Origin of the sequence: Parabacteroides distasonis (genome assembly GCF_004793765.1) — a bacterium.
GTDB classification, from domain to species: Bacteria; Bacteroidota; Bacteroidia; order Bacteroidales; family Tannerellaceae; genus Parabacteroides; species Parabacteroides distasonis_A.
In genome coordinates this window covers 1-9,048 of the sequence record NZ_SRYM01000084.1, presented here as the reverse complement: position 1 = coordinate 9,048, position 9,048 = coordinate 1, and the positions used below count along the sequence as shown (strand labels likewise).

Below are 9,048 nucleotides of genomic sequence, written 5' to 3'. Positions count from 1 at the left end.
CTAAATTTCAACAATTTCAAAGTACTCTTTCCGATTTTAATGGGACATCAATGTAAAAGTTTAGATTGTAATTCATAGGTATTTAAATCTGTGTGATTCTCATATTCAATGATTGGTATATGATATCCTGAGACTCCATCCTCTATCATTTCTGATAAACCTGTAGATGTACTTGCAACAAGAGGTATCCCATACATCATCATTTCAATTGCCACATAACTACATTGTTCATGGAATGATGGTAATACACCAATATCTGCGATTTGGTATAATTTGTATAAGTCTTCTTTATTTAGTTTTCCAGTAAATGTAATCTTATTCCATGTTGGATTGCAAGAATTTAAATAGTAAGAATAAAACCCCTCTCCTACAATAACTAAATGGCAATAAGGGTCAATTTGCAGTAGTTTTTTGAAAGTAAAAATTAATTCTCCCAGCCCTTTTATTTCATCTAAACGACCAACAAAAAGAATAATTTTTTCTTCTTTACTAAAAAGGAAATTCTTTTTAAGATTCAATCGTTTATCGCTATTCAATAATATAGATTCATCTTTAAGACCATTATATAAAATACAAAATTTGTTTATAGGTAAATCATATATTTTACTCAATAGATTTTGTGTACTATTTGACAAGCAAATAATCTTATCAACTTGTTCAAATACATTTTTTCTTTTTCGCATATTTCTTTGATATTTTTTCCAAAGGATTTTTGATACTGTCTAATTCTTTGTAAAGAATACTTTTTAAATAAGAATAATTTCCTTTTATTTTAAAGCACCAATCCATATAATGAATAGTAAAGCAACATCGTCCTTTAGAAAAAGAAGCACGAAATGTATTTAACAGATGAATGTGCTGATAATAATTGATATGTAATATGATATTCTCTTTACTATGCGAGCTAAAGTAAGGATATATTAGATACCATATATTCTTATAATAAGTTTTTATTCTAATTTCTGGATCATTATTTTGTATCGTATCAGGTATATGATAATAATCTATATCTCCTTTGCGTTCTATATAAAAATCATTTTTTGTTGAACGACAACATATCACGCTAAGATGAATCCCTTGCTTCTGTGAAAGAATTAAACAAAGTTGCTTTATATATGTGCCAATTCCATATTGGGATGCTCTGGATTCTTCATTAACAAGAATAATCTGTATCATATGCTTGTCCTATTTTATTTTGTTTTCAACTTCCCTATAAAAACGATACAATTGTCATCATCAGTAATTTGATTATTCAACTTCTTCACTTTACTCAATACTTCTGGGAATAATTTTTGAGTGGAAGTCAGAACCTTTTCCAATTGCTCTTTTAATGCGTAAGGTTCCATGATCGCAGTGAAATAACCTCGATTGAAGGACGGATTGGTAGGCCCATCTATATTCCCTAGCATATTCCATTTCAAATTCACGAAACAACCTTTAAGGCTTTGTTTGTCTACTAGGATTTTCGGGAAACGGGGTAACTCATTATTCCATGAGGTCTGTGTATACCAAGTGACTAGAAAGTGATTGGGCAGCTCCGTGAAATAATGGCAGATCGGCTCATGACCCGTATGCATCGTAAAAACAGGGTGTAGCGTATTCGAGTCTATGTCATAATGATAAAGTGTGTCTTGCGAGGCTATATAATTATGAAGATAGAAGTCGGAAGCGGTGGTATTCAAGGATTCCCGTACCTCATAATCGTAAGTGCTTGGGATCAACATGAATTGGTCGGAGACCGGATATTCTTGGATGATATTGCCTTCGAAATCCTGTGTCCAGATCAATGCGGTGGGAGTTCCTTGAAAAGGTATGCACATGACGGTTACTGTTTTTTTCTCGTCATTGATAACAAATCGTCCTTTATGGGTTATATAGGCCAGAGGAATGTGTTTTTGTGGCTGCCCGTCGAAGTCAAACACTAATATCTTAGAGGCACGAATCTCCATTAGATAGATTTTATTATTACTTTCATCTAAATACTGATCATAAATAAATAGGTTATATTCATCCGGCCCTTGTCCTTGGGAGGAGATCTTTCTGATGAAATCCCCATTACGGTTATAGAGCTTACATGAAGAGCCTGCCCTAAAAGATTTCACTAAAATATAATGGTCACTCACGGCTATATGGGTATCTTGCCCTGCGGCGGTCAATGCGTCTTCCGAGTTTTCTAGGCGAATAACTTGAAAGGAAGAAAGCAAGGAGCTTAGCGATAAATTGAATGTATCCTTTACGGAAGAAAAGTCTAAATTAGTCACCGGATCTCCTTGCAGATTAATAACCTGTGCTATGACTGGGCAATTATCCAAGGTCAACTTTCTGGATACATTTGTCTCTTTATTTCCGCATGAGGAAACAATCGTTAGTAATGTGATCGATACGTAATATATGATTCTATTCATGACCTTATTGATTTAAATAACACATATTATATTCATTGGCTACTATTTCATAATTAGATATAGAAGGACATAGATACTTGTTTACGCAGTTTTTGCATGAAACATAATCTCTTGTAAAGAACCAAGGTTTAAAATAGTTTTCTATTTCAGAATAAACAATTTCAGACAATTTTTGATCTTGAATATTTCCAATCGTAGGAAAGTTTACGTTAGAATACACTTCTCCTGTAGGGAAAATGGTTAATTTGCCAAAAAGATTATCATTCAGTATTTGTTTTCTGAAAATATGCTGTTTTGTGTTTTTTTGTTCTATAATATCTTTAAAATCATTATAAATATATTCTTTGAAGAAATCCATGTTATCTCCTGTATACCAAGGTATATAATCAACATTTGTGAATTTCCCGAGGTTGTTTTTAGATAAAAAAATAACGTCATTCTTATTAGAAGCGATTAGACTCCAAGTGATATTATATTCATTAAATAAGTTTATATAACTATTTAACTCTTCATAATCTACAGGTAAATGAACCATTATCATTATTGAAAATTGCGGATTTGTTAACAATTGTTTCAAATCTTCTTTGTTGTATTTTTTATATGGTAATATTATCTGTGTTTTAATACTGTACTGGCGGGAGAGTGATAACAGATAGGAAAAAAGCTCTTTTTTTTCTATTGTAGCTGGTATGATATTTATTTTATCTATTTGACAAATAGATAATTGTTCTATTATCTCTAGATATTTTGCATGTGATAATTTTTGTTTTTCTGTATATGTGGGATATAAGAATTGCTTATAGCAATCTTTATACATTGGATTTAAATCAAAACCTTGATTTTCTAAATAAAAGGTCACTTCATGGAGATGAAATAGTGCATTTTCTCCCAGTAAATTGTATTCTTTTGTCTTTGGATTATTAGGATGATGAAGAATCCGTAAAATAGGCTTAGAGATAAAAGGTGGAATACCTCTAATGTTTTTGATTATATCACCTGAAAATGTATTCCTTATCTTTTTTATGAATTCTGTAAATTGCGAATCTCTTAATTGATACTCATAAATACCTACACAATAGGTTTTATTTGTATTATGAAGAATTGATAAGACTGTATTTATTGTCTTTCCATATAGGGAACAATCAATATAAGTTGAATTTAATGTATTGTATATTACATATTGATTTTTACTGTAAAAAAGAAATGTGTAAGATTCTAAATAGAACCAATGAGTATAATTTTCCATGTTCAATCTATTAATATTTCGTTTTCTATTCTATCTAATAAATCAGGATGCTTTTCTAAAGCGTATATGTAGGTGGAAAAATATCGATTGACATCTTCATTTCCAAGATAATAAGGACATACGGTTTGACCTTCCTCATCTTTGGGTAAATAAAACACGCAGATCTCACAATTTTTCCACAACAAGCATTTTTTGCATTTATCAACTATAGGAGTATAAAGTTTCAAATACAGTTGTTTAACTTCCTTGCTATCCAAATTTATTTTACCATCTCTCACATAGCCTAGCGGATACTGTTGTCCAACCTTCTCGCAAGGTAATATTTTCCCTTGTACTGTCAAAAATATCTTTTTAGAAAAAGGTACACAGGTGCTTGTTGGAAAATATTTGATATCTTTATCTTGGAAAAATAGGTCTGGGATGGTTTTGTAAGTATTGCCAAAATACGATTGCATGAAAATATCTAATTGCACAATATGGGAATCATCTGCAATCTCCTTCAAATAGCTACTTCCACAGTTTACCGCTTGCTTTATGCTGTCTTCTTTAGAATGAAACATTCTATTAAATTCTTCTTTCTTGTCTTCAGCAATTCCATTTCTATTCAATTCAGATATATAAGGTGTTTTGTCAAAGTTAGTCTTTATGTAGCTATAAATTTGATCAACAGAGTTTTTATCGTGCAATACAGAGTTGAAATTTACATTGGAATCAAAATAATTAGGATGATTATCTTTTAATTTTTTGATATTAGCAAATACAATATCGAAAGACTCTTTCCCTTCCTTTTTTACCCGATATATATTATTCTGTTTGGATCCATCAATGCTTATCAATAAATGCACATCATTCTCGACAAGATAATTCATATATTTAGGCAATAATATCGCATTTGTCGTTAAATTATATACAAATGTTATCCCCTTTATCTTCACTGCATTTAAGTAGTTAATTATTTTTTCAATTAATATCATATTGACTAAAGGTTCTCCTCCAAAAAATCCTATGTTTATGGTATTATTGAATGATATATTACGATATGATTTCCATAGTGATATTAAATAGTCAATTAGAATTTTAACATTATTAAATTCTTGTTTGCCTCTATTGCGTTCATCTTGATTTGAATATAAGTCTCCATAACTACAGTATTTGCAAGATAAATTACATTCATCCGTTACCTCAATAAGTAATTGATTTAGGTTTGCTAACTCTGATTCTATACAAGAGGTATCATATTCAATCTCCATATTGGGGATTTTTTTCTCGAAAAAATTATTCTCTCTCAAGAAGAAATCTTTTTGTTTATAATATTCATATGCATTTTTGTCCATATCTATATCAACATATTCATTTTCAGAGGGAGACAATAATATGCTATTTATATATGAACTATAAATATATGTATATCCGGATTTTGATATAACTGGTTGTATCATAATTTATTATTTAATTAGCTTTTGATATCACTAGCATTTCGCACATATTGAAATTGGTATAATAGTTAATTGACATTCAATATCTATCTTAGTGGAAGTAAGAACTTCTTATTTCTTATTAAAGAAATAAGAAGTTCTTTAAAGTGACAGATATCCGCTATAAGATACATCTTATAACAGAAAAATCTTATCTTACTTCAGAAAAGGTTAGTAACCCCATCCATATCCACCACCCGGAGAATAAAGATCTCCTGAATGATTTGCGCTAGCATTAGCTGAGCCGCCTCCACCTCCGCAAATGCAGCATCCACCGCCTTTGAGTTTTTTTAGCTCTTTTTTTTCTAACTCATTTTTGCTGAGTTGAGAAAGTTTCAATTTACGTACTTGTTTCATAACGATAAATTTAAATTGTTTATAAATATGAAATTAGCCAGAATAGACTGGTGTTTCTTCTAATATCCATCTAAGTCCATATCCTGAACTTCTTTGATGTAGACCAAGTTCCCATGAATGGATATCCTCATTTTTGGGAAATGATCCTATAATTTGCAATATAGCTTGTTTTTTATCCAATATTATCTTATTATTACAAATAAGATTCCATTCTAATAAAAATAGATCATCGAAATTTGTATGAATTGCTGTTATATCTGCGTTGTTAATTCGTATATTTATATAACTAGATATTCCCATTAGTCCTGTCTCCAAACTAAGATCTTTTATTCTTCGTAAATCCCGTTCCATGACTTTTTTATCGATTTCTGTAAGGATTTCATTGGAATCCCCTTCCATGAACCCATTTTGAATTAGATATTCGATTCCCCAGCCGATTCCACATAATCCAGTCTCCAGATTTATAGGCAATGTCTCTGGAATATTCTCGCAGATTTCTTCGAGCAGTTCCCCTGCAAAGTCATCATATATAGCTGAGTCTGTATATCTTGCGTAGTGCGCAAAGAATAGCACAACTCCCATCTTTCCATGGAATAAACCAATATCCTCTATGTCGATTGAATGCAAAATCAGATGATTCGCTATTCTTCGTAATAATATGTCTTTTTCTGTATTCATCTTACCAACACTCAATTTTAGTATTTAAATCTTTTGCAAAGCCTAGCAATAATTCTTTTTGATAAGTTTTGCTTGATGTCAAACAAACAACCTTACTTGGGTTTAAGATTCGTAAAATCGTCTCAAACGTATTTGCGTATAAGAACAGTCTAGGAAAATTTTGTTCAATGCTATCATTCTCAAATACCTTTTGTTCGGAAAATTCAACTTGTACAGCTGTAACTGTTTCCGGTAGTTCTGTATCATCTGGAATCTCATATTCAGATAATAATAGAATTGGAATCTCTTCTTTTTGTAAAAAAGTCGATATATGAGCCAATTCTTCCTTGTCCACTAGGTAAACCAAGCAACATCTTTTATATGGAGATAAAAGCCTTGTCCAAGGATGGCTGTCTATATTAAAGTTATTTGTGGTATTCCTTTTCTTTTCTATCCACTCAAAATGATTCAAGAAATTAGAGATGTTGTGAATAGACTCCTCGATAGATTTTCCGGCGATACGGGAACGTATATAATCCATTTGTTCTTTCGAAATGAAAGACAGTATATATACGAACAATGCGTTTTTTATGGAATGGTTGCCAAGCATGAGTCTTAGGGTATCCCGGACCTCATATTCTTGAATAGCAGTTCTTATATATTCTTGTATGATTGTATCAAACTCGATTTTGTATTTTCCCAAATCCAGCGAACTCATCTTTTCTTGAGACTCCTCTTGTCTCCAATTTTCCAATGTGCGCCAAGGAATTGAATGACGTTGCGCAGAATAGAAATAAGAAAACATGGATTCAAAGCGTGAACGTATGAATAAATTTTTCCTTCTTTTCAGCTTTGAATAATTACATTTCTTGAATTTTTCTAGAGAAATGAAGCGATCCTTTGCTTTTTCATACCAATATTGATAAGTTTCAGTGTGCTTTTGAAGACATGGACGTAAATGAAACCATATCAGACCACCATCAAATAGCTTTTTATTGTGAAACATTACTTCCAGAACTTGATTGTAGCCGGGAGCTTTTGGCAAATAACAAGCTTGGTAGGTCATTTCTTCAGAGACCTCGAAAAAGAAAAGATCTCGCACTCCGTTGAATGGGCATAGAATGTCCCGGTAGGTTGTGTCTATCTTTTCGTCTCCTAAAAAAGTAAGCCATTCTCCGTTTTTTTGTAACACATTGATACCAGAGAGGGATACCAATATTTTATCTTGCTTGATTCTTTTTTTCAAATAGGAAAAATAGAAAGGAACCATCTTTATCGCTAACCAGTCTTGCCATTTTCTTTTTGGACTTTTGTCCTTTTTAAAATTATGCAGGTAAGATGTATATAGCTTATAAGCAATTTGTTCCAAAGGGTTGATCCGGACTTTTTGCTCGGTGCGGTAGGCATCACAATATTTTTTGAATGATTCGGAAAAAAATAGCTGATCTGAATCTATCTTGATCGCATAGCGATAGGTTACTTTTGAAATCGCGTAATTCGTGTATCCGGAAAGGAGATGAATCGAATCCTTTGGCAGATTCATGATCTCTTGAAATTGTTCATCCGCTAAATCTATAGGATAGATATAGGGGTGGTATTCAAAGATTTTGATTTTATCGGGGTATTTGCTCTGTTTTCTTTTAAGTATATTAGCTGTCTCATCTGTACAATTGTGATATACCGCAATCAGCTCATCTAATCCTTCAATACAGGACTCTATGCAAGCGTCTAGGAAATCCGCGCTGTTTTGGCAGCGCAATATACCCGTTACCCCTAAAGGGCGTTCTTTTGTCAATTGTGATAAATCGACAGCGTATTCGGTATAGTCCTGTTGCTTAGAGTTCATCGTAATTAAATTATTGATTCATTTCTAATTGATTTTGAGAAAAACAAGTTTCCCAAATTTTTTTCTGTATATAGCTCTCTCTATAAGGACTATATGGCAAATCTCTTTGTACATCTTCTCCTATGTACTCTTTTCTAAACATTAAATATGTATGATAATCCTTTAGTGTATCGTCATTCAAAATTTCTGTTTCTTGTATCTTTATATCTATATCCGATAATACATCTTTGATCTCACCGGTAATAAAACGTTCTCTTAATAGATAGGTGATTCCCCATCCAATGCCACATAATCCATCTGACAAATCAAGAGATAAATTATCCGGAAGCTCCATTATAGATTCTAATATCTCGTCTGCGAATTGTTCATATAAAGCATCTCCACCATAACGACTGTATTCATAAAATAGAATAGTCATGCCTAGCTTACCGTTATACAATCCGGGATGCTCTAGAGCCTCTGTTTTCACTACCCCGTAACGGAGTAGGTCTTTTAGTATGCCTTTGTATTGAATGAATAACTCTTTCATATCGTTCATTAATTGTAAAATGAAAAATTCGTATCCCAGCTACCAAAAAAATAATCCGTTGCGATCGTGATCAGCGAGTCGGTTTCATGCTTAACAAAAGTTTTGTCTTGCGCTTCCGTCAGCAATAAATAATAATGTGCCTTATCTTTTCGGGATAGGTTTTCTTTGTTCTCTATTTGCTCAAGGAGCATTAAGGCGCTATCCGGATGTTGGGGCATAAGGTTCTCTATTTTTCGGAAGTCTATGGTTTGATGGCCCATTCCGTTGCAAGAGATCCATATAATAGGTATTAGAATTAACAGGAAAACAATGTTTTTCTTCATCTGCGTATTATTTGTTGGCGATAAAGATAATACAAAAAGGCGAGGATATTCCGGCTGGAAAGTCCGACTTTTTTGAACGGTTTTTATTTATGTTGTAAATGCATTGAATAACAGATTGTTACGCTAAATGAAAACTGTCTGTTTATGGCTTGTCACATTAGTGTCCCATAAAAAATAGGGACTAGTTAAACATTAAATAAATTTGGCCCA

Annotated in this window: 9 protein-coding genes and 1 pseudogene; all 10 read right to left on the bottom strand. The window is 32.3% G+C overall.

The genetic code is table 11. The annotated features are described in order from the left end of the window. Nucleotides 1-47 precede the first annotated feature (47 nt). Complete coding sequence (locus E5342_RS19910) at nt 48-683, bottom strand: glycosyltransferase (RefSeq protein WP_246867164.1); 636 nt, start codon at nt 681-683, stop codon at nt 48-50. Next, entirely contained in the window at nt 658-1,176 is a 519-nt protein-coding gene (locus tag E5342_RS19905) for a hypothetical protein (protein WP_246867163.1), read from the bottom strand. The genes E5342_RS19910 and E5342_RS19905 overlap by 26 nt, the downstream gene beginning before the upstream one ends. Nucleotides 1,177-1,190: 14 nt before the next feature. Continuing rightward, complete coding sequence (locus tag E5342_RS18105; RefSeq protein WP_121737483.1) at nt 1,191-2,405, bottom strand: 6-bladed beta-propeller; 1,215 nt, start codon at nt 2,403-2,405, stop codon at nt 1,191-1,193. 4 nt (nt 2,406-2,409) lie between these two features. After that, on the bottom strand, nt 2,410-3,651 hold the full coding sequence (locus E5342_RS18100; protein ID WP_009275218.1) for a TIGR04150 pseudo-rSAM protein: 1,242 nt from the start codon (nt 3,649-3,651) through the stop codon (nt 2,410-2,412). A gap of 2 nt (nt 3,652-3,653) precedes the next feature. Beyond that, nucleotides 3,654-5,090 (bottom strand): radical SAM peptide maturase, encoded by a 1,437-nt coding sequence (locus E5342_RS18095; RefSeq protein WP_009016696.1) that lies wholly within the window; start codon nt 5,088-5,090, stop codon nt 3,654-3,656. A 207-nt stretch (nt 5,091-5,297) separates the two neighbouring features. Beyond that, complete coding sequence (locus tag E5342_RS18090) at nt 5,298-5,483, bottom strand: TIGR04149 family rSAM-modified RiPP (RefSeq protein ID WP_005860066.1); 186 nt, start codon at nt 5,481-5,483, stop codon at nt 5,298-5,300. 33 nt (nt 5,484-5,516) lie between these two features. Further along, the gene (locus E5342_RS18085) at nt 5,517-6,161 is read right to left on the bottom strand and encodes a lanthionine synthetase LanC family protein (RefSeq protein ID WP_121736609.1); all 645 of its coding nucleotides are present in this window, start codon (nt 6,159-6,161) and stop codon (nt 5,517-5,519) included. A gap of 1 nt (nt 6,162) precedes the next feature. Next, a complete protein-coding gene (locus E5342_RS18080; RefSeq protein WP_135959997.1) occupies nt 6,163-7,986 on the bottom strand; it encodes a hypothetical protein in 1,824 nt (607 codons plus the stop codon). Nucleotides 7,987-7,996: 10 nt separating this feature from the next. Then, nucleotides 7,997-8,515 (bottom strand): hypothetical protein, encoded by a 519-nt coding sequence (locus E5342_RS18075; protein WP_236651485.1) that lies wholly within the window; start codon nt 8,513-8,515, stop codon nt 7,997-7,999. A gap of 47 nt (nt 8,516-8,562) precedes the next feature. Beyond that, a pseudogene (locus E5342_RS18070) lies at nt 8,563-8,838 on the bottom strand (tetratricopeptide repeat protein); the annotation flags it as partial. Between the last annotated feature and the right edge of the window lie 210 nt (nt 8,839-9,048).